Genomic DNA, 26,843 nt, shown 5'->3' on the forward strand with positions numbered 1-26,843 from the left:
GTAACTAACGGATCAGCCAAGCAAGACAACGACGCGACGCGACGGCTCCACGCCCTCGCTCTCGCTACGGACGCCCTCGACGGCCGCCACCGCATCGTGCACAATCTTGCGTTCAAACGGAGTCATAGGGGCCAGCTCTTCGCGCTCACCCGACTCCAGCACGCGGCGGGCCACCTTGTCGCCGAGTGCCGCGAGCTCGTCGCGACGACGCCGACGCCACCGCGCGATGTCCAGCATCAGCCGGCTGCGCTCACCGGTCTTCTGGTGGACGGCCAGTCGGGTCAGCTCCTGGAGCGCGTCGAGCACCTCGCCCTTGCGGCCGACCAACTTGCTCAGGTCCCCGCCCCCGTCGATGCTGACGACCGCACGATCGCCTTCGACGTCCAGATCGATGTCGCCGTCGAAGTCGAGCAGATCGAGCAGCTCCTCGAGATAGTCGCCGGCGATCTCACCCTCGGCGACCAAACGCTCTTCCAGATCATCCGCCGACGTCGTCGCCTTCGCGGCCTCCGGCTCGACGCCGGCATCCGTGGTCTGTGCATCCGTCATGTCAGTCTCCCTACTACTCGCCAGCCAGAGCTGGTCAACGCTTCCGCTTCTTGGGGCGCGCGCCGGGCTTCGGGGTACGGCCGGCGGTATCCGCCGACGCCGTGTCCCCGGCGCTGCTGTCTCCCGTGCCATCGGTCGATGCGGCGGGCGTCGATTCCGCCTCGTCCTCATCGCCAGGATTGGACTGTGCCTTACGCGGCCGGTTCGGCTTGGCTCCCGGCGCCGGCGCATTGGCCGCCCGCCTCTCCATCGCCTCGACCTTCTTGGCTTCCTCTTCCTTCTCGATCATGCCGAACACGTAGTGCTGCTGACCGAAGGTCCAGATGTTGTTGGCGAACCAGTACAGGATGATCGCCAGCGGCAGGAACGGTCCGCCGGCGACGACGCCGAACGGGAACACATAGAGGGCCAGCTTGTTCATCATCGCCGTCTGCGGGTTGGCGGCGGCCTCGGGGCTCTGCCGTGCAACCGACGCCCGGCTGTTGAAGTAGGTCGCGATGCCGGCCAGGATCATGATCGGCACACCGACCGCGATCACCGAGATCCGGTTGAATTCGGTGAACGCGTCCAGACCTGTCTTCTGGATCATGGTGGCGCCCAATGGGGCACCGAACAGATTCGCGTCGAGGAAATTCGCGACGTCGGTCGGGCTGAACACGTAGTTGCCCGTGGCCCGGTTCTCGGCGACCGTCATGTGCACCTGACCGAACCCACCTTGGGTCCGGTTGAAGGAGCGCAGCACGTGGAACAGTCCGAGGAACACCGGCACCTGCGCGAGCATCGGCAGACAGCCGAGGATCGGATTGAACCCGTGTTCGCGCTGCAGCTTCTGCATCTCCAGCGCCATGCGCTGGCGGTCCTTGCCGTACTTCTTCTGCAGCGCCTTGATCTGCGGCTGCAGTTCCTGCATCTGCCGCGTCGTCCGGATCTGCTTGACGAACGGCTTGTAGAGGATCGCACGCAGGGTGAACACCAGGAACATCACCGACAGCGCCCAGGCGAAGAAGTTCTGCGGGCCGAGGATGAAGGCGAACGCCTTGTACCAAACCCACATGATCGCCGACACCGGGTAATAGATGATGTCGAGGCTGAAGAAGTTAAACATAGGACTCGTTTCTGCCATCTCCGACGGCATCAGCGTTGCGGCGCTCTGGTATCGGATCCCATCCTCCCCGATGCCACGGGCCGCACTTCAGCAGCCGAACCGTGGCCAGCCAGCCACCGTAGAAAAGCCCGTACTCGGTGAGTGCATCCACGGCGTACTGGCTACATGTCGGAGTGAATCGGCAGGAGGGCAGACGCAGTGGAGAGATCATGTGTCGATACAGCTGGATCAAGAAGATCACAGCGCGAGCCGCGCCCGCGCTTGCCCGCCGGATCATGAAGCGGTTCCGTGCCGCGCAACCCGCTCAAGCGCAGCAGCGAGTTGCCGTTCCAATCGTGACGAAAGCGCATCCCGGCAACTCGGCCGGGCTCGGATCACCACACGGTCCGTGGGTTCGAGGCGGGGCAGCACGGTACGGGCGGCGTGCCGAAGACGGCGCGCCACCCGATGACGTTCTACGGCGTTACCGACGGACTTGGAGACCACCAAACCGACGCGTGGCCCACTGGGGTCCAGCTCGTCGCGCAACGCATGAACCACGACATCGGGTTGTACTGCGCGCACGCCACGGCTGACGGTGACACTGAATTCCGCGGACCGCCTCATCCGGTTCTGAGCCGGAAGCACCGCGCTAGATCCTGCGTCGAATCACGCAGTGAGCGAGCGACGGCCCTTGCTACGGCGGCTGGAGACGATGGCGCGACCGGCACGGGTCCGCATACGCAGCCGGAACCCATGAACGCGCGCACGGCGACGGTTGTTCGGCTGGAAGGTCCGCTTGCCCTTGGCCACGGCAATCTCTCCTTGTTTCTATGTGGCACCCGCGACTCGCCGACACGAAGTGTGTCGGAGAAGACGCGACTACCCCTAATAAGCTGTCGGTGCGTCGTGCTCTACTTACCGGCGCAGACTCCGGGCGGACCAGGATCGCAGCCGTATCGCCACGTGCGGGCGACTGCTCGAGGGTACTGACGAGTCTTCGCTGGGTCAAACCTGCGATCCTCGCCTGCCGCCAATGTTGCAGAACGGTTGGCACGTCGAACGAAAACTGTTAGCTTCTGCCAATACCGTTCGTAGCCGCCCGGCACCGGGATTGGCCTCAGACAGGAACCGAGGACGTCAAACAGCCGCCACATCCCCACACTATGTGAGCCACGGCTGCGACATCCTCCGCACAAGTCAACAGAAACGACGACGACTGTCCTTTTTCCACAACCTGTGGATAAATATGTGGACAGTTCGTCTTCGTTCTATTGGTCGTCCGTGGATGGACCTCCAGGACAGTAAAGGGGGTAACCGTCGATGACAGCTGACCCCGACCCACCCTTCGTCTCCATCTGGAACGACGTCGTCGCCGAACTCAATGGCGACACCACCCCTCAGCAAAGGGCCTGGCTGAAGCTCGTACAGCCGCTGGTCATCACTGAGGGGTTTGCTCTGCTGTCGGTGCCCACGCCGTTCGTGCAGAACGAAATCGAGCGTCACCTGCGGGAACCCATCGTCTCGGCGCTCAGCCGCCGGCTCGGCCAACGCGTCGAGCTCGGCGTCCGGATCGCGACGCCGAGCCCGTCGGACGAGGCCGATATCTCCGACAGCCACCTCGAGCCGGCACCGCCGGACATCGACGAGGTGGACGACGACCGCGCGGCCCGCGTCAACGTCGAGGAGAGCTGGCCCACCTACTTCAGCAACCCGCAGCCGAGCGCGGCCACGCCCGACGCCAATGCGGTCAACCTGAACCGCCGCTACACGTTCGACACCTTCGTCATCGGGGCGTCCAACCGCTTCGCCCATGCCGCGACCCTCGCGATCGCCGAGGCCCCCGCCCGGGCGTACAACCCGTTGTTCATCTGGGGTGAGTCCGGGCTCGGCAAGACTCATCTGCTGCACGCGGCTGGCAACTATGCCCAGCGCCTCTTCCCCGGCATGCGCGTGAAGTACGTCTCGACCGAGGAATTCACCAACGACTTCATCAACTCGCTGCGCGACGACCGCAAGGCGTCGTTCAAGCGCAGCTACCGCGACATCGACATCCTGCTCGTCGACGACATCCAGTTCATCGAGGGCAAGGAAGGTATCCAGGAAGAGTTCTTCCACACCTTCAACACGCTGCACAACGCGAACAAGCAGATCGTCATCTCGTCGGACCGGCCGCCCAAACAGCTGGCCACGCTCGAGGACCGGCTGCGTACCCGTTTCGAGTGGGGCCTGATCACCGACGTGCAGCCCCCCGAGCTGGAAACCCGCATCGCGATTCTGCGCAAGAAAGCTCAGATGGACCGGCTCGACGTGCCCGGCGACGTCCTCGAACTCATCGCCAGCAGCATCGAACGCAACATCCGTGAGCTCGAGGGTGCCCTGATCCGCGTGACGGCGTTCGCCTCGCTGAACAAGACGCGCATCGACAAGTCACTGGCCGAGGTGGTGCTTCGCGACCTCATCGCCGACGCCACGACCATGCAGATCAGCACCGCGGCCATCATGGCCGCCACGGCGGAGTACTTCGAGACCACCGTGGAGGAGCTGCGCGGGCCCGGTAAGACCCGGGCACTGGCGCAGTCCCGGCAGATCGCCATGTACCTGTGCCGTGAACTCACGGATCTCTCGCTGCCCAAGATCGGCCAAGCCTTCGGGCGCGATCACACGACGGTGATGTACGCCGAGAAGAAGATTCGCGGTGAGATGGCCGAACGACGCGAGGTTTTCGACCACGTGAAGGAACTCACCACGCGGATCCGCCAGCGCGCCAAGCGCTGACGCCGCCCTCTCGATACTCCCCGGACGCCCCTCGGTGTCGTTTTGGGCACGATTCGCGTCCCACATTGTGGTCACGCGCGCTCAGGATCCGATCGATCCGAACAACAACTTTTGTCACAGCTGCGTCAGCGGTCACAGTTGCACGCCCCAAAACCCTGTGGACAGCACTGTGCACAACCTGCGGGCAAATCACAGGATTACCGGGGGAACGATCCACACGGCTCGAGTTCTCCACAACGGCCCCGCCCGCCGTGCACCGGTCTCCACAGCCGACTCACACCACGACACACCGGCGGTACTGGGCTTACACCGCTTCATCCCCAGATTCCACAGTCCCTATTACTGTTACTCAAATATCTACTCATAATTCTTCTTAGAAGAAGCCTGTTGGGGACATCTCGACTCGAGCCACGCCTCGCATGCCCGGTGTCCTTCGAGGTCACCCCGATCGATTAGCTTTCAAGTTCATGCGGAAAGCTCTACGGTGGTTCTTCGACGACGGTTTCTCCAGCGTGCTCGCGTGGCATTACGCTGCGCAGCATCGACGAGAAACCGCTGGTTAGAGCTCATTGTGGGGATTATTCGAAGGGGCGCATAAGACGTGTCGACGACGACGGCTGGGCTGACCGACCTGAAGTTTCGCGTGGTACGCGAGGACTTCGCGGACGCGGTGGCCTGGGTGGCCCGGAACCTGCCGAGCCGGCCCACCATCCCGGTACTGGCCGGTGTGCTTCTCACCGGGACCGATGACGGACTGACCATCTCCGGCTTCGATTACGAAGTCTCCGCAGAGGTGCGCGTTGCAGCCGAAATCGCTTCTCCTGGAAGCGTTTTGGTGTCCGGTCGGCTGCTCTCGGACATCACCAAGGCGCTGCCGGGCAAGCCGGTGGACATCAGCGTGGAAGGCACCCGCGTCGCCCTGACCTGCGGAAGTGCCCGGTTCTCGCTGCCCACCCTGGCGGTGGAGGACTACCCGGCTCTGCCTGCACTCCCGGACGAGACCGGGGTGGTGGCCGCCGATCTGTTCGCCGAGGCCATCGGCCAGGTCGCCGTGGCCGCGGGCCGGGACGACACGCTGCCGATGCTGACCGGCATTCGCGTCGAAATCTCTGGTGAATCAGTCGTTTTGGCCGCCACCGACCGGTTCCGCCTGGCAGTTCGGGAGCTCACCTGGGTGGCCACCGCGGCGGATGTCGAGGCTGCCGTGCTGGTGCCGGCCAAGACACTCGCCGAGGCGGCCAAAGCAGGCACCGACGGCACCGAGGTGCACCTGTCGCTGGGGTCCGGGCCGTCGGTCGGCAAGGACGGCCTGCTGGGCATCCGCAGTAACGGCAAGCGCAGCACCACCCGCCTGCTGGACGCGGAATTCCCGAAGTTCCGCCAGTTGCTGCCCACCGAGCACACCGCGGTGGCCACCATCGGTGTCGCGGAACTGACCGAGGCCATCAAACGTGTCGCCCTGGTCGCCGACCGTGGGGCGCAGATCCGCATGGAGTTCGCCGACGACGTGCTGCGACTGTCGGCCGGCACCGACGACGTCGGTCGCGCCGAGGAAGACCTACCGGTCTCGTTCGCGGGCGAGCCGCTCACCATCGCGTTCAACCCGACCTACCTGACCGACGGGTTGGGCTCGTTGCGCTCCGAACGTGTGACATTCGGCTTCACGACACCCAGCCGTCCCGCAGTGTTGCGGCCGGCGGGCGACGATGATGGGACCGGTGGAGGTGGGCCGTTCCCGGCTGCGCACACCGATTACGTGTACTTGTTGATGCCGGTGCGCCTTCCTGGCTGACCGGCCCGGCGAAAGAGGAACCCACATGCAACTGGGGCTGATCGGCCTGGGCAAGATGGGCTACAACATGCGTGAGCGGCTGCGGAAGGGCGGTCACGAGGTCATCGGCTACGACCCGCGCCCCGAGGTCAGCGATGTGGCCAGCCTGGCCGACCTGGCAGCGGAGCTCACCGCGCCTCGAGTGGTCTGGGTGATGGTCCCGTCGGGAACCATCACCGACCAGACCATCGTGTCGCTGGCCGACGTGCTCAGCCCGGGTGACCTGGTGATCGATGGCGGCAACTCCCGCTACACCGAGGATGGCCCGCACGCAAAGCTGTTGGGCGAGAAGGGTATTGCGTACATCGACGCCGGCGTGTCCGGTGGCGTGTGGGGCCTGACCGAAGGCTACGGCCTGATGGTCGGCGGCAGCGACGAGGACGTGGCCAGGGCCATGCCGATCTTCGACACGCTGCGCCCGGCCGGTGAACTCGCCGACGGATTCGTCCACGCCGGCCCGGTGGGTGCCGGGCACTACGCCAAGATGGTGCACAACGGCATCGAGTACGGATTGATGCACGCCTACGCCGAGGGCTACGAACTGCTGGCGGCCGAGGACCTGATCAAGAGCCCGCAGGCGGTGATCCAGGCCTGGACCAACGGCACGGTGGTGCGGTCGTGGCTGCAGGAACTCTTGGCCAAGGCGCTCAAGGAAGACCCCGGTTTCGACGAGATCACCGGCTACACAGAGGATTCCGGCGAAGGCCGGTGGACTGTCGAAGAGGCGATCCACCACCGCGTACCGATGCCGGTGATCGCCGCGTCCCTGTTCGCGCGGTTCGCCTCGAGGCAAGAGGACTCCCCCACCATGAAAGCGGTGGCGGCGCTGCGCAACCAGTTCGGTGGACACGCCGTGCAGAGGATCAGCGAGTCCGGGTGATCCTGCCCGACGGGGCGCACGTAGCGCGCAGGAGTGCGGGCGAAATGGCACGGAAGGTATGGCCGTGTACGCCCGCCACCTGACCTTGACCGATTTCCGGTCCTGGGCGCACGCCGACGTGGACCTCGAGCCCGGCCGGACCGTATTCGTCGGTCCCAACGGCTTCGGAAAGACGAACCTCGTTGAAGCCCTGTGGTATTCGGCGACGCTCGGATCCCACAGGGTGGCCACCGACGCGCCGTTGATCCGGGCCGGTGCGGACCGTGCGGTGGTCTCGACCATCGTCGTCAACGACGGGCGGGAACTCGCGGTGGATCTCGAGATCACCACGGGCCGGGCCAACAAGGCCCGGCTCAACCGGTCTCCGGTCCGCAGCCCGCGTGAGGTGCTCGGGGTGTTGCGCGCGGTGTTGTTCAGCCCGGAGGATCTCGCGCTGGTCCGCGGTGATCCAGGGGAACGACGCCGGTACCTCGACGAGCTCGCGACGACCTGTCGTCCGGCGATCGCGGGGGTGCGCGCCGACTATGACAAGGTGGTGCGCCAGCGCACCGCTTTGTTGAAAACCGCTGCGGGAGCACGCTATCGGGGTGACACCAGCGTGCTGAGCACCCTCGAGGTGTGGGACGGTCATCTGGCCGCGCACGGCGCGGCGCTGATCGCGGCCCGCATCAAACTCGTCGAACAACTGCACCCGGAAGTCCAGAAGGCCTACCAGCTGCTGGCGCCGGCGTCACGGCCCGCGGCCATCCGCTACCGCAGCTCGGTCGAGGCGATCGAGAACGCACCCGGCCCGGAATCGGTCGAGTTCTACGAGGCCGCCCTGCTGGATGCGCTGGCCCGCCGCCGCGATGCCGAACTCGAGCGCGGGGTGTGTCTGGTCGGCCCGCACCGCGACGATCTCGAGCTGCGCCTCGGCGATCAGCCTGCGAAAGGCTTTGCCAGCCACGGTGAATCGTGGTCGATGGCGTTGGCACTGCGACTCGGGGCCTACGAGTTGTTGCGTGCGGACGGTGCGGAGCCGGTGCTGCTGCTCGACGACGTGTTCGCCGAACTCGATGTGTCGCGGCGGCGCGCGCTGGCCGGGGTCGCCGCGGCGGCAGAGCAGGTGCTCGTCACGGCCGCGGTGGGTGAGGACATCCCTGACGACTGGGATGCCCGCCGCGTCGAGATCCGGATGATCGATGGCGAAAACGGACGAATTTCGGTGGTGCACAGTGACTGACGACGACACGCCCGAAGACGCCGCCCCGTTCCCGCCCGAACACCTCGCCGGCCTGCGTGGCATGGACCTGGTGCGGCGCACGCTCGAGGAGGCGCGCGGAGCGGCGCGCAGCCAGGGCAAGGATGTCGGGCGGGGCCGCGCAGCGCCGGTACGCCGGGTGGCCGGTGGTGCCAGGTCGCGACGCAGCTGGTCGGGGCCAGGACCGGACCGCCGCGACCCGCAGTTGCTCGGGGTGGCGTCGCAGGATCTGGCCAAGTCCCGCGGTTGGTCGACGCGGGTGTCCGAAGGTGCGGTGTTCGGCCGCTGGCGTGCCGTGGTCGGTGACCAGATCGCCGATCATGCCAATCCGACCGGGCTCAACGACGGTGTCTTGACGGTGTCGGCGGAGTCGACGGCGTGGGCCACGCAGCTGCGAATGGTGCAGGCCCAGCTGCTCGCCAAGATCGCCGCGGCGGTCGGCGACGGTGTGGTGAAGTCGCTGAAGATCGTCGGGCCCGTGGGTCCGTCCTGGCGTAAAGGTCCGCGCAGCGTTCCGGGCCGCGGGCCGCGGGACACCTACGGCTGAGGCTTCCGGGCATTCCGCTGAGAGCGCCGAGGCGCTGCAAGACGAGCATCGGGGGCGTCCTCACGCACCCGATGCCGTGAAATTCAGCGCACGGCGCATATAGATAGGTCAAAACATCGCCGTAGGATCGGTGCTGGCGTCGGTTGACGGTAGACTGTTCGAGGATCTGAGGCGGTGCATCCACCGCCTCCCCTGAACCCCAAGGAGACGCGTCCGACGTGGCTGCCCAAGATCAGTACGGTGCCGATTCGATCAAGGTGCTCGAGGGCCTTGAAGCGGTCCGCAAACGACCCGGTATGTATATCGGTTCCACCGGCGAACGCGGTCTGCACCACCTGGTGTGGGAAGTCGTGGACAACGCCGTCGACGAGGCGATGGCAGGCTTCGCGACCAAGGTTGACGTGCGCATTCTCGAGGACGGCGGCGTTCAGGTCACCGACGACGGCCGTGGTATCCCCGTCGCGATGCACGCCACGGGCGTTCCGACCGTGGACGTCGTGATGACGGTCCTGCACGCAGGCGGAAAGTTCGAAGAGGGCGCCTATCAGGTGTCCGGTGGTCTGCACGGCGTCGGTGTCTCCGTGGTCAACGCCCTGTCGACCCGGCTGGAGGCCGACATTCGGCGAGACGGCTTCGAGTGGTTCCAGACCTACGAGAACTCGGTGCCCGGGACCCTCAAGCAGGGCGAAAAAACCAAGGAGACCGGAACCACCATCCGGTTCTGGGCAGATCCCGATGTGTTCGAAACCACTGACTACGACTTCGAGACCATTGCCCGGCGCCTGCAGGAGATGGCGTTCCTCAACAAGGGTCTGACCATCGAACTCACCGATGAGCGGGTCACCCCCGAACAGGTCGTCGACGAGGTCGTCTCCGACACGGCCGCCGCGCCCAAGACCGCCGACGAGAAGGCGGCCGAGGCCGCCGCGCCGCACAAGGTCAAGCACCGTACTTTTCACTACCCCGGTGGTCTGGTCGACTTCGTCAAGCACATCAACCGGACGAAGACCGCCATCCAGCCCAGCGTCATCGACTTCGACGGCAAGGGTGAGGGCCACGAGGTCGAGATCGCGATGCAGTGGAACGCCGGCTACTCGGAGTCCGTGCACACCTTCGCCAACACGATCAACACCCACGAGGGCGGTACCCACGAAGAGGGCTTCCGCTCGGCGTTGACGAGCGTCGTGAACAAGTACGCCAAGGACAAGAAGCTCCTCAAGGACAAGGATCCGAACCTCACCGGCGACGACATCCGCGAGGGGTTGGCCGCGGTGATCTCGGTGAAGGTCGCCCAGCCGCAGTTCGAGGGCCAGACCAAGACCAAGCTCGGCAACACCGAGGTCAAGTCGTTCGTACAGAAGATCTGCAACGAGCAGTTGACCCACTGGTTCGAGGCCAATCCTGCTGAGGCCAAAACCGTTGTGAACAAGGCTGTTTCGTCGGCCCAGGCGCGGATCGCCGCGCGTAAGGCGCGTGAGCTGGTGCGGCGCAAGAGCGCCACCGACATCGGCGGGCTGCCCGGCAAGCTTGCCGACTGCCGTTCCACCGATCCGAGCAAGTCGGAACTGTATGTGGTGGAGGGTGATTCGGCCGGCGGTTCGGCCAAGAGCGGCCGCGATTCGATGTTCCAGGCGATCCTGCCGCTGCGCGGAAAGATCATCAACGTCGAAAAAGCACGCATCGACCGGGTTTTGAAGAACACCGAAGTCCAGGCCATCATCACCGCGCTCGGCACCGGTATCCACGACGAGTTCGACATCTCCAAGCTGCGCTATCACAAGATCGTGCTGATGGCCGATGCCGACGTCGACGGTCAGCACATCTCCACGCTGCTGCTGACGTTGCTGTTCCGGTTCATGAAGCCGCTGGTGGAGAACGGCCATATCTTCCTGGCCCAGCCGCCGCTGTACAAACTGAAGTGGCAGCGCCAGGAGCCCGAGTTCGCCTACTCCGACCGTGAACGCGACGGTCTGCTCGAAGCGGGTCTGGCGGCCGGCAAGAAGATCAACAAGGACGACGGTATCCAGCGCTACAAGGGTCTTGGTGAGATGGACGCCAAGGAACTGTGGGAGACCACCATGGATCCGAGCGTGCGGGTGTTGCGTCAGGTGACGCTCGACGATGCGGCTGCGGCCGACGAACTGTTCTCGATTCTCATGGGCGAGGACGTCGAGGCCCGGCGCAGCTTCATCACCCGTAATGCCAAAGACGTCCGCTTCCTCGACGTCTGACCGGCACGGCCGACATCAGGACGCCCCGCGAAGTTTCCCAGGAGTCACAGCCTGGTGCGCTAGGTTCGAGTCCAGTGGACAGCTGCCGCGAGGAGGACCACCATGGCGTACCCGGGCCAACCAATGGGCATCGGCGATCCGATAACCGTCCAGCCGGTAGCGCGTGACCTGACAGCGCCGGGCGTTCTGGGCGTCACCGCGTTGGCGGTCATCGGTTTCGGTATGCAGGCAGGTCCGGTGTACACCGGCAGGAGTGCCGACGTGCTGGCTGCACAGCCGATCGCCACCTGGTCCGGTGCGGGTGGGCTTGCCCTGCTTCTGGCCGGCTTGCTGGCGATCCCCGGCACCAAGGTGCCCGCGCACCACTACCGCATCATCGCCGCAGTGCTGTCGGCCTTCGGGTTCCTAGCGGTCGCGATGGGCCTGGTGGTCGGACTGCTGAATCCACCGCCGGAGACCGGGGTCGGCTGGGCGCTCTACGTCATCGTCGTGTTGGCCCTGGCGCAGACCGTGGTGGCCGTTCTCGCCGTGCGGGCCACCAAAACGCTGCCCGAGCAACCGTCGTATCCGGATCCGGGCCTGCATGAACAGCATCCGCCTGCCCCTCGCGACTTCGGCGAAGTGACCACGCGTTTCGGTGTCGGTGGCGCGTCGCCGCGCAGCATGTCCTATGGGCAGGGTCATCAGGCCGGTCAGAACGCGCCGCAACAGCATTCACCGCAGCAGCATGCGCCGCAGCAGGGACCACCACCCGGATACCGTGATCACCCGGATTTCGTCCCGCCTGCTTCTCCCGCCGGAAGCGGAGCACAACCGGCGCGGCAGGCACCGTCGCACGATTCCCCCGGCGGCTGGGGACAGACCATGCCGGTGCAACCGGATCGTGGGCAGGCCGGCGGCGGCGCGGGGCCGGATCCGAGCCGCAACTACCCGCGCGGTGGCGAGGGACGTCTACCGGGTCTGTAGGGACCGCCCGATATACCGCAGCTCGTCGGCCGTCGCGACCATCGACACCACCGTCGCGGCCGAGCGGGTCCGCACCATCACCCGATCCGAATCGTCCTGTAGTTCCTCGAGCAGCACATCCGTTCCAGCGGGCAGTATCGTCGCAGGCTCCGTCGGTGCCACGACCACCATCGCGGTCACGCCACTGCGGACCCCCGATTCGACGACACCGTCGAACGCCTCGAGCGTGTAGTTGCGGTCCGCGCCGGCCTGTAGCGAGCCGCGGTTGAAATCGGTGACCCAGAGCAGCCGATTGTCATCGACATTCCCGACCATTTCCCGCCACTGACCGGAGCGGCTGGTGCGCACCAGGATTCGCGCGCCCAACGCCAGCGCCCGCAGTACCACCTGCTGTGCCAGGTGCAATGAACCACGGATCTCGACGCGCCCGATCCGCGGCCCGAACAGGGGCAGCGCGACCGCGCGACCCGCTCGGTCGGCGCCTATCACCTGACCACAGCCAGCGGCCGGGATGTCGAGACCGTCGAAGTCGGCGCTCGAGCCGCCGAAAATGCACTCGGTGATGTCCCGTTCTGGTCGGGGCATCGGCAGGCTCGACATCAGCGCAAGGAACTGCCGTCCCGGCAGTGCGCTCAACGCAGCGATACCGATGCGGGGAAGCGGTCCGAACGAGTCGAATCGCACGGTGCCGGTGATGCCTACTCGCTCGGGTGAGATGTTGCGCAGGGAGATCGCCACCGTGGTCGCATAGCTCGGCACGGTCCACAGTTCGCCGAGGGCCTGTGTCGTCAGCATGTCGCGGGACAGCCCGAAGCTGGTCATTCGGAAGTTGCCGTCGGAGCAGTGCTGCCAATCCTCGTGCAGATTCGCCAGATTCGCGCCACCGCACAGTTGACCGACGGCCTGGCCGATCTCGGAAGCGGTGAGCACCCGGGCGCGTAGACCACATTCGGTCAGCCGATTCGCGACCCGGCGGGTGGCCACCGCCGCGGTGCGCAGAATCCCGGACTGACCGCCACCGCGCAGTCCGACCGCCTGCGGGCACCGGGTTGGATCGAACCTGACGACCACCCACACCGAGCGGTGTGCGATCGCGGGCAACGGTCCGAGCACGGCGTCGTAGACATGCGCGACCGGGGTGTGTCCCTGCGAACGCGAACCGTGGCTGATCACGTCGACCGAATCGAGTTCCACATCGAACTGCCGCAAACAGTCCACCGGGACACCCAGCCGCACCATTTCCCCGGAGACCGTGGACCCAGGCTCGAGGACCGTGAGATCTTCCGGGTTGTCCTCGATACCGATGACGGTGATGACGGTGCGCCCGTCCCATCGGAACCCGTACGCGACGTCGTCAGTGCCGGGATAGTCGAATGCCTCCGGGACGTCGACGTATGCCGACCGCCTGCCGCGGCCCCGGCGATACGCCCACCGGGCAGTCACCGCAGCCATCAACCCCGTACCGTGCCGGCGCACCGTCAACAACAACATCACCGATATGCACATCCCGGCGCACGCCCACCAGGGCCACCCGGTCCAGAGATACACCGCGACGCCGAGCACCAGCACGACCTCGAGCAGGATCAGCTCGGCCAGCGGCAGGATGCGGTGCGGAAGGATCCGCGTTGACGTGGCAAAAGGGTTCGGCGGCACATGTTTTGACGCCTTCTGACGGGATGACGCGACGGTTGTGGCCACAGTGACGAGTCCTGTCTTCAGGGTCGAGAAGCACCGTGAGAAGTAGGTGGGCCCAGTGTAAAGTCGGCTCCGGCCGCCGATCCGACGGGGGGAACGCGAGTGCCGGCGCAGATCACCACAAGAGCGCAGGTGAACGGGTACCGCTTTCTGTTGCGTCGGCTCGAGCATGCCCTGATCCGTGGTGACTCCCGGATGATCCACGACCCCATGCGGGGCCAAACCCGTTCCTTGCTGGTCGGTTTGGTTATCGCGATGATCATCGTCGGCGGGTGCGGTGTACTGGCGTTTTTCAAACCCTCTCCAGCCGTTGGCAACGCCCACATCCTGCTCAGTAAGACCAACGGCGCCATGTTCGTTCGCATCGGCGACCGCGCACATCCTGTGCTCAATCTCGCGTCGGCGCGCCTGATCACCGCGAGCAGTGAGGCCCCCGTGGTGGTCGACGACAAAAAGCTGGCCGCCCTCGACCGTGGCCCGGTGGTGGGTATCGTCGGCGCCCCCTTGGCCATAGCACCGGGTGTCGATCCGGTGAACTCCAACTGGACAGTATGTGACACAACGGAATTCCCGTCGGCAATACAGGGCACGGGCAGTCGGGTGGTGCGCACGACGGTCATTGCCGGTCCGACCGCATTGAGCAGCGATACGCATGTGGCGGCCGCGCCGGAGGCCGCGCTGGTGCGTGCGGACAACAAGCACTACCTGCTGTTCGACGGTGTGCGGGCGCCCATCGACGTCGCCGATCCGGTGCTGATGAACGCGCTGCACCTCACCACGGCCGAAGTTCGTGACGTATCCGAGGGACTGCTCAACGCATTTCCGTTGGTCGCACCCATCACTGCGATCACTGTGCCTGATGCGGGCGCACCGGCACCAGCACCCTTGCCGGACACCGTGCGCGTCGGCTCGATCGTGAAAACTTCGGATACCTCAGGTGAACAGTTGTACGTCGTACTGACCGACGGCGTACAGCCCATCACCGCGGCGACCGCCGACATAATCCGATACGGTGACCCGTCCGCGCGGCGCGAGCCCGAAAGCCTCTCCCCCGCAGTGCTTACCGGTGTGCCCAAGGTGCAGCGGCTCGCCGTCGACCATTACCCGACCGTTGTCCCGACGGTGGCCGGCGTGCGTGCTGATCCCGTGGTGTGCTTCACCTGGCGGCGCAGCACCACCGACACGACGGCGGCGACCCGGATGATCGTCGGCCGGAGGCTGCCGATTGCAGAGCAGGCCGCGACCGTGCCGATGGCCGGTGCGGACGGCAGTGGGCCTGCGCTGGACGCGGTGTACTTCAAGCCGGGCACCGGAGAGTACGTCCGTGCGGTGGGTATGCAGCCCGACGCCGAAGCCATGGGGCAACTGTTCTACATCGCCGATACCGGCCAGCGGTTTCACCTCAAGGACGCCGCCGCGGCTGCGGCACTCGGCGTGCACGGTTCGGACGGCCCTGACGGAGCACAGGGCCCCACACCGCAATTGGCACCGTGGTCGGTGATCTCATTGTTGCCCGCAGGCCCGGAACTGTCCCGCGACGCGGCGCTCATCGCTCACGACGGTATGCAGGCCGACGCGGCGGGCAGTGTGGTCGCAGTGCCGACGTCCTGAGACCTACAGCCGCAACGCCCGCACATACGAGTACAAACCCACGATCCAGAAGCACAACGGGAACACCAGCGCGATCGCCAGGTATTCCAGCAGTTCGACCCAGCGTCGCATGACCGGCGAGAACTCCAGATGTGGCGCGACGATCCCGCAGAGCACCGACAATGCCGCCAACAGCAGTGCAGTGAAGCCGGTTTGGACCACCCAGTCCGGCAGTTGTGCCGCGATCTTGGCGATCACCAGCACCGCGATGCCCAGGCCGGAGCCGATCAGCGTGGCGGACTGGACGAGATCATGGTGGCTGCGGCCGCGCAGGCACAATGCCGTTGCGACCGCCACCGCGAATACGGGCTCCTGCCACGAGAACCCGCCGGAGACATCCAGCGCCAGGTAGCACCCGAACGCGGCCGTCAGCCCGGCGCTGACCAGAATTCCGGTGAGATAGTCATTGGCGAGCCTGACCCGCTCGAGCAGATGTTCTTCCGTGGGAATTGCCTGTAGACCCACCGCCCCGACGCCCTCCACGGTGATGCCGCCATGGGTCTCGATGTCGTCCAGCGGTTCTCCCGCGGTCGGCACGCGCGGCAGCGGCAGCCTGGCCAGCAGAATGGTGACTCGCGGCGCGAGGTACAGCACCACTACCGCGACCGAGGCCACCGCGGCGCCGAGTACCCGCGCAGGCGGATGCCACACGTTGACCACCACCGAAATGACACCACCCAATATGGCCAGGGCGATCACGAAGCTGTGAAACACATGGCCGGTACGGCAGATCTGCAGTACCAGTTGCGCGGCGAGGGCGATCACTGCGAACGCCATCGGAAGTGCCGGAACGGCAAAGCCATTTGGAACAATGCACAAAGATCCGATGAACAACAACGGAATTGCGATGAGCGGCAGTGTGATCGACGGAAGGAGGGCACCCGTACGCCGTGACACCACACAGCCCGCTGCGGCGAACGTCAAACCCATGCCCAGCGTGGCCGCCGCCGCGCCGAGACCCAGGCCCAGCCGGGGCAGCAGGTAGGCCCAGAGCAGTGCCGCTACAACGGCAACACCGAACGCTGCCAACGGCGTTCGGTGCGAGCGCAGCCACCGCAATGCGGGCGGCGAGGACCCGTCGCGCTGGATGTCGTCGAACAACACGGGCACCGATACGTCCGAGGTGCTGCGAACGATCAGCACATCGCCGTCGTAGACATCAGCCGACGTCAAGGAATGTTCGGGGTCGATCACCGCGCCGCCGAGAGGGGCGAGACTCCACCGGTCGGCGGTCACGTCGAATCGCGTGTCACCCGGCCCGCGCGCCGCCAGCTCACCCGATGCGATATCCAGCAGATCGCTTATATAGCTGGCAATTTCGATGTCGCCGGGCAATCCCATGTCAAGACGCAAACCGCCGACCAGGACCGTCACCCGGAGCAGGCCCGAGTGCTCGGCACCGGGCGGAAACTCCAGATCCGCCGGCGGCAGCGGAAGCGGGGACGGTGAGGTCATCAGAGGCGACCCATTCTTCGCGCGGTCAGTATGGTGATGTCTGGAAACTAGCAGCTGCGGAATTTCACTTGGCAGCAGGGGACGTTGGTGGGGACACAGGGTTTCGTTCGGCGCGCACGCGTTGCGGCGCCGCGGATGCCGGGCGGCGAGGTCAATCTTCAGGCGCCGCCGGAGGTACCGCGCGTGATTCCGGGCAACGTGCTGATGCGGCTGCTGCCCGTGGTCATGGTGATCGCGGTCGTCGGCATGATCGCGTTGATGTTCACCGTGGGCGGCCGCAGCATGGCCACCAACCCGATGATGATGATGTTCCCGATGATGATGGTGCTCTCCATGGTCGGGATGTTCATGGGTGGCGGCGGGCGGTCCGGCAAGGCCGCCGCAGAACTCAACGAGGAGCGCAAGGACTACTTCCGATACCTGTCGAATCTGCGCGATGACGCCGACAGGACTGCCGACGAACAGCGCCGGGCGCTGGAATGGAGTCATCCGGATCCCCGCTCGCTGCCGGATGTCGTCGGTACCAGGCGTATGTGGGAGCGGCGGCCGGTCGACAGCGACTTCTGCCATGTCCGGCTCGGCATCGGCACCCATCGGCTGGCCACCCGGCTTCTGGCACCCGAGACGGGACCGGCCGAGGACCTCGAGCCCGTGTCCACAGTGGCGCTGCGGCGCTTCGTCAGGACCCACTCGGTGGCACACGCCATGCCGACAGCGGTGTCGCTGCGGGCCTTCGCCGTCGTCGACTTCGACGGTGAGCCGGGACCCACGCGTCAGCTCGTCCGTTCGATGCTGTTGGAACTGGCCGCTTTCCACGGACCGGAACATGTGATGATCGCAGTGGTCACCGCCAATCCGGACGGTGACAACTGGCAGTGGATGAAGTGGTTGCCGCATACCCAGCACGCCACGGACACCGACGGCGTCGGCACGTCCAGGATGCTGTTCTCCTCGCTGCACGAGCTCGAGAGCGCCTTGGCTCCCGAACTGGGTCAACGCGGCCGGTTCAGCCGCACCATGCCGCTCAACCAGGGCACCAAACATCTCGTGGTGGTGCTCGACGACGGCTACGTCGCAGGCGATGAGCGGCTCGCCACCGAGGCCGGCATGGAGAACGCCACCCTGCTCGATCTCAATGCCCCCGCCCAGCGGATCTCGGCCAAAGGAGCTTTGCATCTTGTGGTCGAGCCGGAGTGGATCGCAGCCCGCACGGCAGCCGACGTCGAACGGTTCGCGACCCCCGACCGGTTGAGCATCGCAGAAGCGGAGGCGTGTGCCCGCGGTATCGGCCGGTACCGTCCTGCCAACGCCGCTCACATCGTCAGCCTGGAATCGGAGAACCGCGCAACGGATCCGGGCCTGATGACGCTGCTCAACATTCCCGACGCGGCCGAGATCGTGCCGGAAGAGGTATGGCGGAAACGTTCACCGCGCGAACGCCTGCGGGTGCCGATCGGCTACACGCCGAACGGGCAGCCGCTGGAACTCGACATCAAGGAGTCCGCCGAGGGCGGCATGGGCCCGCACGGCTTGTGCATCGGCGCCACCGGCTCAGGAAAGTCAGAGTTCTTGCGCACCCTGGTGCTGGCGATGATCACGTCGCACTCACCGGAGGTGCTCAACCTCGTACTCGTCGACTTCAAAGGTGGCGCAACGTTTCTCGGTCTGGACGCGGCGCCGCACGTCGCGGCGGTCATCACCAACCTCGAGGACGAGCTGACCATGGTCGACCGCATGCAGGACGCGCTGGCCGGTGAGATGAACCGCCGCCAGGAACTACTGCGCGCAGCGGGCAACTTCCCGAACGTCACCGAGTACGAACGGGCCCGCGCCAACGGGGCCGACCTGGACCCGCTGCCTGCGCTGTTCATCGTGGTCGACGAGTTCTCCGAATTGCTGTCCCAGAAGCCCGACTTCGCGGAACTGTTCGTGATGATCGGACGGCTGGGCCGGTCCTTGCACATCCATCTGCTGCTGGCTTCGCAACGCCTCGAGGAGGGCAAACTGCGGGGGCTGGATTCGCACCTCTCCTACCGCATCGGACTCAAGACGTTCTCGGCCGGTGAGTCCCGCAGTGTGCTCGGTGTACCGGACGCCTACCACCTGCCCAGTGTGCCTGGCTCGGCGTTCCTCAAGTGTGACGCCGATGAACCGACACGCTTCAACACCTGTTACGTCTCAGGTCAATACGTCAAACCGCGGGCAGCGCCGCACCGGCCGCGTGTGGGGAGGGGCCAACGCCCCAGACTGTTCACCGCGGCGCTGGTCGCCGCCGACCCTGAACCGCTGGTCGCCGAACCCGAGACCGTCGACGACGGCGAATACGGCGCGTCGGTCAAGACGACCCTGCTCGACGTGGTGGTCGGTCGGCTCGCCGGGCACGGCAGGCCTGCGCACGAAGTGTGGCTGCCCCCGCTGGACGACAGCCCGGCGATAAACGAACTGCTGCCCAGCGCCGACTGGAACTCGCCGCTGAATATCAACGGGCGCTTGAGCATGCCACTGGGCATCATCGACCGGCCCTACGATCAGCGCCGCGACGTGCTCACGGTCGACCTGTCCGGGGCCGAGGGCAATTTCGTGGTGGTGGGCGGGCCGCAATCCGGGAAGTCGACGACGCTGCGCACGCTGATCATGGCCGCGGCGGTGACCCACACTCCCGAGCAACTGCAGTTCTACTGCCTGGATTTCGGTGGCGGCACGCTGGCCGGCCTGTCCCGGCTGCCGCACGTGGGCTCGGTCGCCGGGCGGCTGGACGCGGACCGGATCCGGCGCACCGTGGCTGAGATGACCAGTCTGCTCCGCCGACGTGAAGCCCTGTTCCGTGCGGCGGGCATCGAATCGATGCGTGAATACCGCAGGCGCAAAGCGGCTTTGGCTGAGCTGCCGCCTGCCGACGCGGCCCGCGATCCGTTATCGACCGATCCGTTCGGCGACGTGGTCCTGGTGGTCGACGGCTGGAGTTCGATCCGCAGCGACTTCGAGTTCCTCGAACCACAACTGCAGTCGCTTGCGGTGCAGGGCCTCTCCTATGGCATCCACCTCGCGGTGTCGGCGACCCGGTGGATGGAGATCCGGCCGGCGGTCAAGGACATGCTCGGCACCCGTGTGGAGCTGCGCCTCGGCGATCCCGTCGACAGTGAAATGGGCCGCAAGATAGCCGAATTGGTGCCGATCGGGGTCCCGGGCCGCGGAGTGTCTCGAGACAAGCTGCATCTGCTCATCGGTCTGCCCCGACTGGACTCGAGCTCGACGGTCGATGATCTACCCGACGGTGTGGCCCGAGCTGCCGATGCGCTCGCCGCGCACTACGGTGACCGCTCGGCACCGCAGGTGCGGATGTTGCCGCACGACTTGGAGCGTGAGCCCGTGGTCCGGACCGCCGCAGATCGTGGTCTGCTCGGTCATGGCCGCGTCGCGATCGGTATCGACGAAGCCGAATTGGCACCCGTCGTCGTCGATTTCGACGTCCAGCCGCACTTCGTAGCACTCGCCGACGTGCAGTCCGGCAAGACCAACTTTCTGCGGACCGTCGCGCAAGGTGTGCTGGAGAACAGCTCGTCCGACCAGGCCAAGATCTACCTGGTCGATTACCGTCGATCGTTGCTCGGTGCCGTGGAGACCCAGCATCTCGCGGGCTATGCCACCTCCGCACAGTCTTGTGGTGAACTCATGATGAGCGTCGCCGAGACCTTGCAGCAGCGGCTGCCGCCGTCCGACATCACCCAGCAGCAGTTGCGCGACCGGTCGTGGTGGTCCGGTCCGGATCTTTACGTCCTGATCGATGACTACGACCTCGTTGCGGTGAGCACCATGAATCATCCCCTGGCCCCTATCGCCGAATTCCTCACACAGGCACGGGATATCGGGCTGCGAGTGGTGGTGACCAGGCGTAGCGGCGGAGCCGGGCGGGCCATCTTCGATCCGTTCCTGGGCAGGCTCAAAGATCTCTCCTGCAACGCACTGATCATGAGTGGTTCCCGTGAGGAGGGCACGTTGTTCGGTGGGGTCAAGGCCACCGACATGCCCCCCGGCCGCGGCTATCTGGTCTCGCGGACCATGCCGGGCGGCATCATTCAGCTGGTCCGGATGGCCGACCTGTGACCGTTCCGCGCAACCGGCCGACCGGTGTCGACGAGCTCACCCCGATCCGGACCGTTTCCCCGGTCCCCGAGCATCTCCGCATCGCGGTGTTGGGTGGATGCACTCAGCTCGACATCACCTTGCCTGCTGACGCCAGAATCGCCGACATCGCACCGTATCTGGCGGGGATCATAGCGCAGCGCGAACGCATCGACGACGAACCGGCCGCGCCCGGTCCCGAGCTGACGTCGCGCACCGTCCTGCACACCGCCGACGGGGCAGCGCTGCCCGCGGATGTGACCTTGCGTGACGCGGGTGTTCGGCACGGAGACATGCTGTATCTGACCGCACAGCGCACGTTGCATCCGCCGGCACTGTACGACGACGTGGTCGACGCCACGGCGCAACTGAATCGGGCCGCATCAGCAGCATGGGGACCGGCGTCTGCGGCCGTGATGGCGATGGTCGCGCTGTATGCCTGCGTCGGGATCCTGTTGTGGATGTCGGTCGACCCGAGGTTCGCCGAGAGGTACTCCGAAGTGGTCGGGTTCGATGTCGCGGGCGTGCTGGCCCTGGTGGCGGCCGCCACGGTGGCCCGGCGAATCTACCGGTGGGACTGGGTCGCTTCGGGTTTCGGCTGGGCGGCAATGCTCATCGGCTTTGGTGCGCTGCGAATGATCTTCGCTGGTGTCGGCGGCTGGGGTGTCGCGGCGAGCTGTGCGGGCGTCGTGGCACTGAGCTACGGCAGCTACCGGTTGATCGGTACCGGACGTTGGGGATTCCTGGCCGGCGGAGGATTTGCGGCGGTGGCAGGCGCCGCATGGGCTTCACGTACCGCATGCGCCGTCCCGGACCGGCCACTCGGAGTGGCGGTGTGCCTGGGGGCCCTGGCGCTGGGTTTCGCCGTGCCCTGGCTCACGCGGGGCTGGAATCGATTCGTCTTGCGCCCCAAGGTCGATGGTGTCGCGCAGACCGACGAGTTCACCGACCCCTTCAACACCGAGCGCAACCGCAGCGAGCCGGACCGTGCGCTCGCCGACACGGTCCCCACCGCTGAGGAGGTGATGCGGCGCGGTCGTGATGCGGCCGCGGTGCGGTGCGGGCTCTACACCGCGGCGGGCGCATCCTTGGCGCTGGGTGTCGAAGTGCTGTCACGCGCGGCGACGGACTTGGTGTCCCTGACCTTCATGATGTTGTGCGGCATCGTCTTTGCGTTGCGGCTCCGCGCCGCCCGCAGCGCCGCCGAGCGAACCGTACTGCTCACCTTCGGTGTGGTAGTTGTGTTGCGCGCAGTCACGGCGGCCACCTTCGGATCGCTACCTGCCACGATCTTCGGGCTTGTCGCACTGGGGGCACTTCTCGTCGGCGGTGCGGTGATCGGTGTGCTCGCGACCACACCCGAACCCACCCTGCGGCAGCGCTGGGAATTGTTGTCGGACTATGTCGGCTACGTCGCGGTTGCCGCCCTCATCCCGGTGGCGCTGGGCGTGGTGGGCATGTACGACGCTGTGCTGGGTCGGTAGCCATGGGCCGATGGACATGGGCCCGACGGATCCTCGGCGTACTGACAGTGCTGGCGATTGTCGGATCCATCGACGCCCCAGCAGCATTCGCCGTAGACCCACCTGTGGTGCCACCGGGACCGCCGCCGGCTGGGCCCGTGGCCCCCGCGGACCCGACCGAGCAGAAGACGGTGTGCGCGGTCACCGGTACGCGCCCGGGCACGGACTATACGATGGCCCCGATCGCGGAGGCCATGCTGCGGTACCGCGACGCCTGGGCGTATTCGACGGGTGCCGGACAGAAGGTCGCTGTCATCGACACCGGTGTGAACCCCAACCCACGGCTGCCCGCGTTGGAACCCGGCGGCGACTACGTGTCCGGCGGGGACGGCCTGTCGGATTGCGACGCGCACGGCACCCTCATCGCCGGGATCATCGCGGCCAAGCCGAGCGCCACCGATGCGTTCGCAGGTGTGGCGCCCGACGCCGCGATTCTGTCGATCCGGCAGAACAGTGCCTCGTTCGCGGTCAAAGGGTTCGGGCAGCAGGAGGATCGCAACGCGGTGTCCCCGGGCACCGGGCCTGCCGGTTACGGCAACACCCACACGCTGGCACTGGCGGTGACGCATGCGGTCGATCTCGGCGCCACAGTCATCAACATGTCCGAATTGGCCTGTGCGCCTGCGTCGGTCGGGATCGACGATGCCGACCTGGGCCGAGCACTGAGGTATGCCTTCGAACGCAACGTCGTGGTGGTCGCGGCGGCGGGCAACGTCGACAAACAGGGTCCGTGCGCAATCCAGAACACGATGACGGACCCGAATCTGCCGGTGCAGGCCGCGTGGCGGACGGTGCGGACGGTGGCCAGCCCAGCGTGGTTCACCGATTACGTGCTGACCGTGGCAGCCCTGTCCCCTTACGGCGAACCGTCGGATTTCAGCCTGCACGGGCCGTGGATACAGGTGGCGGCACCTGGTGAGCAGGTGGTGTCCCTCAATCCTGTCGGCGCGGGTCTGACGAATGCCATCATGGGCCAGCAAGGATTGGCGCCGCTCAACGGAACCAGCTATGCGGCACCGTATGTCGCCGGCTTGGCCGCACTCATCCGGGCCAGGTTCCCGCAACTGACGGCGGCACAGGTGATGGACCGGATCAAACGGACCGCGCACACTCCGGGCCAGGGACCGAACATCGCGACAGGCTACGGGTTGATCGACCCGGTGGCCGCACTGAGCTCGAGCCTGCCCGCTGACCCACCGGTGGCCCGAGCCGCAGCGCCGATCGCGGGGCCACCGATCCCGGATCCCGTGAGCACCCGCGCCCGGACCATATCGTTCATCGTCGCCGGCGGATGCGTTGCCGCAATGGTTTTCGCGTGGGCCGTGTACGTCGCCTACCGCAGGCGATGACCCGAGCGGGGCGTCCGGACATCGCCGAACACCCCGCTCGAGGCAAATCAGAAATCCGCGGCGTTGGCGCGGTCGAGTGCCGCCATGAGGTCCTGCTGGTCGCGGCCGCGGTGGTTGCCCGCGGTCATCTCCTGCACCGCAGACTCCATCACGCTCGCGAGTTGCTGGTGTGCACTCTGCAGAGCCTGGGCACCCTGGCCCTCATACACGCTGTAGAGCACCTTGAACACGGTGTCGACTTCCTGCTGGAGCGCGCGGGCATCGGACAGACCCGAGTCGAGGCTGTCGAGGTGCATGTGGTTCTGACCGAAGTCGTACTTGATGGTGCTGCCATCGAATGACATGGGAATTCCTGCTTTCTGGAGCTAGGCCTGGTCGGCGTTGGCGATGCTGTGGATGTGGGTCTTGCCCTTTTCGGCGATGTTGGTCAGCGTCTGGATCAGCGCGTTGTACTCGTCGTGCTGCTGGGTCTTCATGTTGCTGAACTTGCCTGCCGCAACCCCGTTCCACGGCCCGCTGACCATGGTCTCGGTTTCACCGGTCATCTTGGCGACGATGCTGCGGGCTCGGCCCATGGCCTCGTCGATCTGGGTGATCTTGGCTGCTGCTTCCTGAGGGGTAAGTGCAACGACCATCTGGTGGTTCTCCTGTCTGGTTCTCAAATCGTGCTATCTGCTACGGCGTCATACGTCTGTGTGGTGTCAACTCTCCCGTCGGCTACTGGGCGTCCCCCTCCCACCCGGCTGGTACCAGCTCGGCAAGTTGCGAAACTGCCTGCGCCACGCGGTGATCCGATCCGGGTTTGATGGTGGTCCACAGTTGGCCGGTCGGCGACACGCTCGGCGCGGACACGAGCCTGCCGCGTCTGGTGTAGAAGACGCCCACCGCGCCGGGCGTCCGGGTCACCCGATCAGCCGATGGATCCAGTGCGTGACAGACGATCTCGCCGAACGCGATCCGGGACGCGAACGCGGCGCCCAGCACCAGGGCGACCTGGTGCCCGGCACCGAGCGCACGTAGCCGGTCGGTGAGGTAGGTGGCATCGTGACCGCCGTGGAGGCACTCGGTGAGCTCCACGGTCGGCGCACCGAAGCCGTCGACCGACGCCGGACCGGCTGCGGGTAGCTCGACCAGTACCGCGCGGATGAGTTCGGCAACGCCGCACCGGGAACCGAGCGTACGCAGCGTGACAGAGTTTCCGATGCGGCGGGCAGAGACGCCCAGGCTGCCGGTCTGGGCGACGCAGACCCTGGCCAGGCCGTCGGGGGTGACGAGGCGCAGCGCCAGTTCGCGCGACGGCCGGCGCAGTACCTGCACGAGGTCGGCCAGTTCGGGGAGCACGCCGCCGGTACTGAGCAACCCGCGCGACGTGAGGCTGCGGCCCGCGGCATCGTAGGCCCGCTCGAGGGCGCCGATGGTGCCGTGCCGCGGCCGCATGGCCAGCACCACGGGAAAGTCGGCGATACCCAGCCGGATACCGAGGGTGTGAAGCTCATCGTCGGTCAGCTCGAAAAGCGCTGTGGCCGGCGCGCTCACGAGTCGTGGCTCCCGCCGCCGATGACCGCGGGAGCCACCCAGCGGTCGGCGACCTGCTCCAGGGCGGGCGGGGACTCGTCAGGCGTGTCGGTCTGCGGTACCGGGTCGACGAGGCCGTCGAAAAATGTGGTGTCGGGACCAGTGGTCTGCAGGAAAATCGGTTCATGGTTGACCTGCGCGGCAGGCAGCCACGATGCCGGGGCGGCCGAAAGGCCAGCACTGGCTTCGCCGCCGCCCTCGAGCACTTCCGGTGGCCGTTGCGACTCGTAGTCGCGCCCGCCGTCATACCCGCGGGCCATCCCCGCCATCGGGGCGTACGGTGCGCCGGCGTAGCCGGATGCCGACGCCGCGCTCACCGCGGTGACCCGAGGCGAGGACTGAATTTCCTTGGAACCCGCGACATCCCGCGCGGTGCGCGGGCTCAGTGGCATGATCGGGGCGGCGGGAGCGGTGCCGCCACCCCCGCCGTGCCCGGGTGCGCCGCCGCCGGCGGCACCGGTCGCGGCGTCGGCTTTCGGATCGGAACCGGCGTGGCCACCGTGGACCACCGACGGCGGTGGTGGTTCGTCCCATGCGGTGGCCAGGGATACCGTGGCGTCCTCGTACTGGTGCATGACCGCTGCGGCGTCGGCCTCGGCCGATGTTGCGGCGGCATCGAATTCAGCGAACTGACCGCTGAGGACCGCGCCGTTGTAGGCGGCCAGCGAGGCCATCATGTCGCGCTGCGCCTGCGCCTCCACGGCCTCGCTGACACTGGGCATGGACATGATCGCGGTCGTGGCGGCAACGGCGGCCTCCTCGGCGCGTTGCCCGTTGGCCGCGGCGTTGAGAGCCGTGGCCCGCAACCAGTCCCCGAGCTGCTGCAGGCGGGTCAGCACCGCGGGAGTATGGGCGCTGTCCCATGACGTGCGTATCCGATCGAGGAGTTCGGCGTACTCGTCGGCGGCCGCCGCGAAGCCCGTCGCGACGCGTTCCCACGCCGCGCCGGCATCGCCGACCGACGACGGCCCCGGACCATCGGTGAGGTCGCGGGCCAACTGCTCGGCACTGCGCGACACCCACACCACACCCGTGTAACCCACGTTTACGGGACCCCTCGAATCTGCTGCCGGTCAGGCGGTGAATTCCGCGTCGGCGTCGATGACCTTGCCGGTGTTGCTCCGCAGGGCTGCGGCGATCTCCCGGAGTTCGGCGATCCCTGCCTCAGCGGATTCCGCGTAGGACGCGTGGACGGTGTTCAGTGTCGACGACGCCCGCGCCGAAACCTCGTCACGGCCCACCGGCACGGTGTCCAGATGGGGATGTTCGGCCTGCAGCAGGTCGGAAAGGCGACCGGCGATCGCGTCGAGCCTTGCTCCCACCTCGGTCAATTGCTGTGTCTCGATGGATAATCCGGACATCGTCATC

Annotated in this window: 23 protein-coding genes; 11 read left to right on the forward strand and 12 right to left on the reverse strand. The window is 66.4% G+C overall.

Translation table 11 applies throughout. From position 1 onward, the window contains the following. Positions 1-12 precede the first annotated feature (12 nt). The 5 genes from BST13_RS11720 to rpmH are packed head-to-tail and all read right to left on the reverse strand — an operon-like array spanning position 13 to position 2,446. The gene (locus BST13_RS11720; RefSeq protein WP_083163966.1) at positions 13-549 is read right to left on the reverse strand and encodes a Jag family protein; all 537 of its coding nucleotides are present in this window, start codon (positions 547-549) and stop codon (positions 13-15) included. A gap of 34 nt (positions 550-583) precedes the next feature. Next, positions 584-1,672 (reverse strand): membrane protein insertase YidC, encoded by a 1,089-nt coding sequence (gene yidC / locus BST13_RS11725; protein ID WP_425437010.1) that lies wholly within the window; start codon positions 1,670-1,672, stop codon positions 584-586. Further along, positions 1,647-1,931, reverse strand: a complete 285-nt coding sequence (yidD, locus tag BST13_RS11730) for a membrane protein insertion efficiency factor YidD (RefSeq protein WP_083163970.1) — start codon at positions 1,929-1,931, stop codon at positions 1,647-1,649. The genes yidC and yidD overlap by 26 nt, the downstream gene beginning before the upstream one ends. Beyond that, entirely contained in the window at positions 1,928-2,281 is a 354-nt protein-coding gene (gene rnpA, locus BST13_RS11735; protein WP_083163972.1) for a ribonuclease P protein component, read from the reverse strand. The genes yidD and rnpA overlap by 4 nt, the downstream gene beginning before the upstream one ends. Positions 2,282-2,302: 21 nt before the next feature. Next, on the reverse strand, positions 2,303-2,446 hold the full coding sequence (gene rpmH, locus BST13_RS11740) for a 50S ribosomal protein L34 (RefSeq protein WP_070355130.1): 144 nt from the start codon (positions 2,444-2,446) through the stop codon (positions 2,303-2,305). Between the two features lie 510 nt (positions 2,447-2,956). On the opposite strand from rpmH, the gene dnaA reads away from it, so the two are divergent. From dnaA to BST13_RS11775, 7 genes are all read left to right on the forward strand, one after another. Continuing rightward, on the forward strand, positions 2,957-4,411 hold the full coding sequence (gene dnaA, locus BST13_RS11745; protein WP_083163974.1) for a chromosomal replication initiator protein DnaA: 1,455 nt from the start codon (positions 2,957-2,959) through the stop codon (positions 4,409-4,411). Between the two features lie 601 nt (positions 4,412-5,012). Further along, positions 5,013-6,203 (forward strand): DNA polymerase III subunit beta, encoded by a 1,191-nt coding sequence (dnaN, locus tag BST13_RS11750; protein ID WP_083163976.1) that lies wholly within the window; start codon positions 5,013-5,015, stop codon positions 6,201-6,203. Positions 6,204-6,228: 25 nt separating this feature from the next. Beyond that, positions 6,229-7,122: a phosphogluconate dehydrogenase (NAD(+)-dependent, decarboxylating) gene (gene gnd / locus BST13_RS11755; protein ID WP_083163978.1), complete on the forward strand. Its 894-nt coding sequence runs from the start codon at positions 6,229-6,231 to the stop codon at positions 7,120-7,122. Positions 7,123-7,186: 64 nt separating this feature from the next. Beyond that, complete coding sequence (recF, locus tag BST13_RS11760; protein ID WP_083164226.1) at positions 7,187-8,344, forward strand: DNA replication/repair protein RecF; 1,158 nt, start codon at positions 7,187-7,189, stop codon at positions 8,342-8,344. Continuing rightward, entirely contained in the window at positions 8,337-8,909 is a 573-nt protein-coding gene (locus BST13_RS11765; RefSeq protein ID WP_083163980.1) for a DUF721 family protein, read from the forward strand. Before recF ends, BST13_RS11765 begins: the two co-directional genes overlap by 8 nt. A 218-nt stretch (positions 8,910-9,127) precedes the next feature. After that, complete coding sequence (gene gyrB, locus BST13_RS11770) at positions 9,128-11,140, forward strand: DNA topoisomerase (ATP-hydrolyzing) subunit B (RefSeq protein WP_083163982.1); 2,013 nt, start codon at positions 9,128-9,130, stop codon at positions 11,138-11,140. A gap of 102 nt (positions 11,141-11,242) precedes the next feature. Continuing rightward, positions 11,243-12,106 carry a DUF5336 domain-containing protein gene (locus BST13_RS11775; protein WP_142282770.1) on the forward strand — a complete coding sequence of 288 codons (864 nt, stop codon included), beginning with the start codon at positions 11,243-11,245 and terminating at the stop codon, positions 12,104-12,106. On the opposite strand, the gene eccE is transcribed toward BST13_RS11775, so the two are convergent. After that, positions 12,092-13,759 (reverse strand): type VII secretion protein EccE, encoded by a 1,668-nt coding sequence (gene eccE, locus BST13_RS11780; protein WP_245839526.1) that lies wholly within the window; start codon positions 13,757-13,759, stop codon positions 12,092-12,094. The genes BST13_RS11775 and eccE overlap by 15 nt on opposite strands. Positions 13,760-13,903: 144 nt before the next feature. Between eccE and eccB the strand changes: the two genes are divergently transcribed. Continuing rightward, positions 13,904-15,412: a type VII secretion protein EccB gene (gene eccB / locus BST13_RS11785; protein ID WP_083164230.1), complete on the forward strand. Its 1,509-nt coding sequence runs from the start codon at positions 13,904-13,906 to the stop codon at positions 15,410-15,412. 3 nt (positions 15,413-15,415) lie between these two features. Here the strand turns inward: eccB and eccD (BST13_RS11790) are convergent, their stop codons facing one another. Then, complete coding sequence (gene eccD, locus BST13_RS11790) at positions 15,416-16,906, reverse strand: type VII secretion integral membrane protein EccD (protein ID WP_083163995.1); 1,491 nt, start codon at positions 16,904-16,906, stop codon at positions 15,416-15,418. 87 nt (positions 16,907-16,993) lie between these two features. On the opposite strand from eccD (BST13_RS11790), the gene eccCa reads away from it, so the two are divergent. From eccCa to mycP, 3 genes are read left to right on the forward strand one after another with little or no spacing between them, the layout of a single operon-like run. Further along, positions 16,994-21,010: a type VII secretion protein EccCa gene (gene eccCa, locus BST13_RS11795; RefSeq protein ID WP_083163997.1), complete on the forward strand. Its 4,017-nt coding sequence runs from the start codon at positions 16,994-16,996 to the stop codon at positions 21,008-21,010. Beyond that, a complete protein-coding gene (gene eccD, locus BST13_RS11800) occupies positions 21,007-22,512 on the forward strand; it encodes a type VII secretion integral membrane protein EccD (protein WP_083163999.1) in 1,506 nt (501 codons plus the stop codon). Before eccCa ends, eccD (BST13_RS11800) begins: the two co-directional genes overlap by 4 nt. A 2-nt stretch (positions 22,513-22,514) precedes the next feature. Next, positions 22,515-23,900: a type VII secretion-associated serine protease mycosin gene (mycP, locus tag BST13_RS11805; protein ID WP_083164001.1), complete on the forward strand. Its 1,386-nt coding sequence runs from the start codon at positions 22,515-22,517 to the stop codon at positions 23,898-23,900. A 47-nt stretch (positions 23,901-23,947) separates the two neighbouring features. On the opposite strand, the gene BST13_RS11810 is transcribed toward mycP, so the two are convergent. From BST13_RS11810 to BST13_RS11830, 5 genes are all read right to left on the reverse strand, one after another. Further along, the gene (locus tag BST13_RS11810; protein WP_064942906.1) at positions 23,948-24,244 is read right to left on the reverse strand and encodes a hypothetical protein; all 297 of its coding nucleotides are present in this window, start codon (positions 24,242-24,244) and stop codon (positions 23,948-23,950) included. A gap of 21 nt (positions 24,245-24,265) precedes the next feature. After that, complete coding sequence (locus BST13_RS11815; protein WP_083164003.1) at positions 24,266-24,535, reverse strand: WXG100 family type VII secretion target; 270 nt, start codon at positions 24,533-24,535, stop codon at positions 24,266-24,268. A gap of 82 nt (positions 24,536-24,617) precedes the next feature. After that, positions 24,618-25,436, reverse strand: coding sequence for an ESX secretion-associated protein EspG (locus tag BST13_RS11820; protein WP_083164005.1), 819 nt, complete (start codon positions 25,434-25,436; stop codon positions 24,618-24,620). After that, positions 25,433-26,518 (reverse strand): PPE domain-containing protein, encoded by a 1,086-nt coding sequence (locus BST13_RS11825; RefSeq protein WP_083164007.1) that lies wholly within the window; start codon positions 26,516-26,518, stop codon positions 25,433-25,435. The genes BST13_RS11820 and BST13_RS11825 overlap by 4 nt, the downstream gene beginning before the upstream one ends. Before the next feature lie 30 nt (positions 26,519-26,548). Then, positions 26,549-26,836, reverse strand: a complete 288-nt coding sequence (locus BST13_RS11830) for a PE family protein (protein WP_158087141.1) — start codon at positions 26,834-26,836, stop codon at positions 26,549-26,551. Between the last annotated feature and the right edge of the window lie 7 nt (positions 26,837-26,843).

Origin of the sequence: Mycobacterium aquaticum (genome assembly GCF_002086485.1) — a bacterium.
Classification (GTDB): domain Bacteria; phylum Actinomycetota; class Actinomycetes; order Mycobacteriales; family Mycobacteriaceae; genus Mycobacterium; species Mycobacterium aquaticum.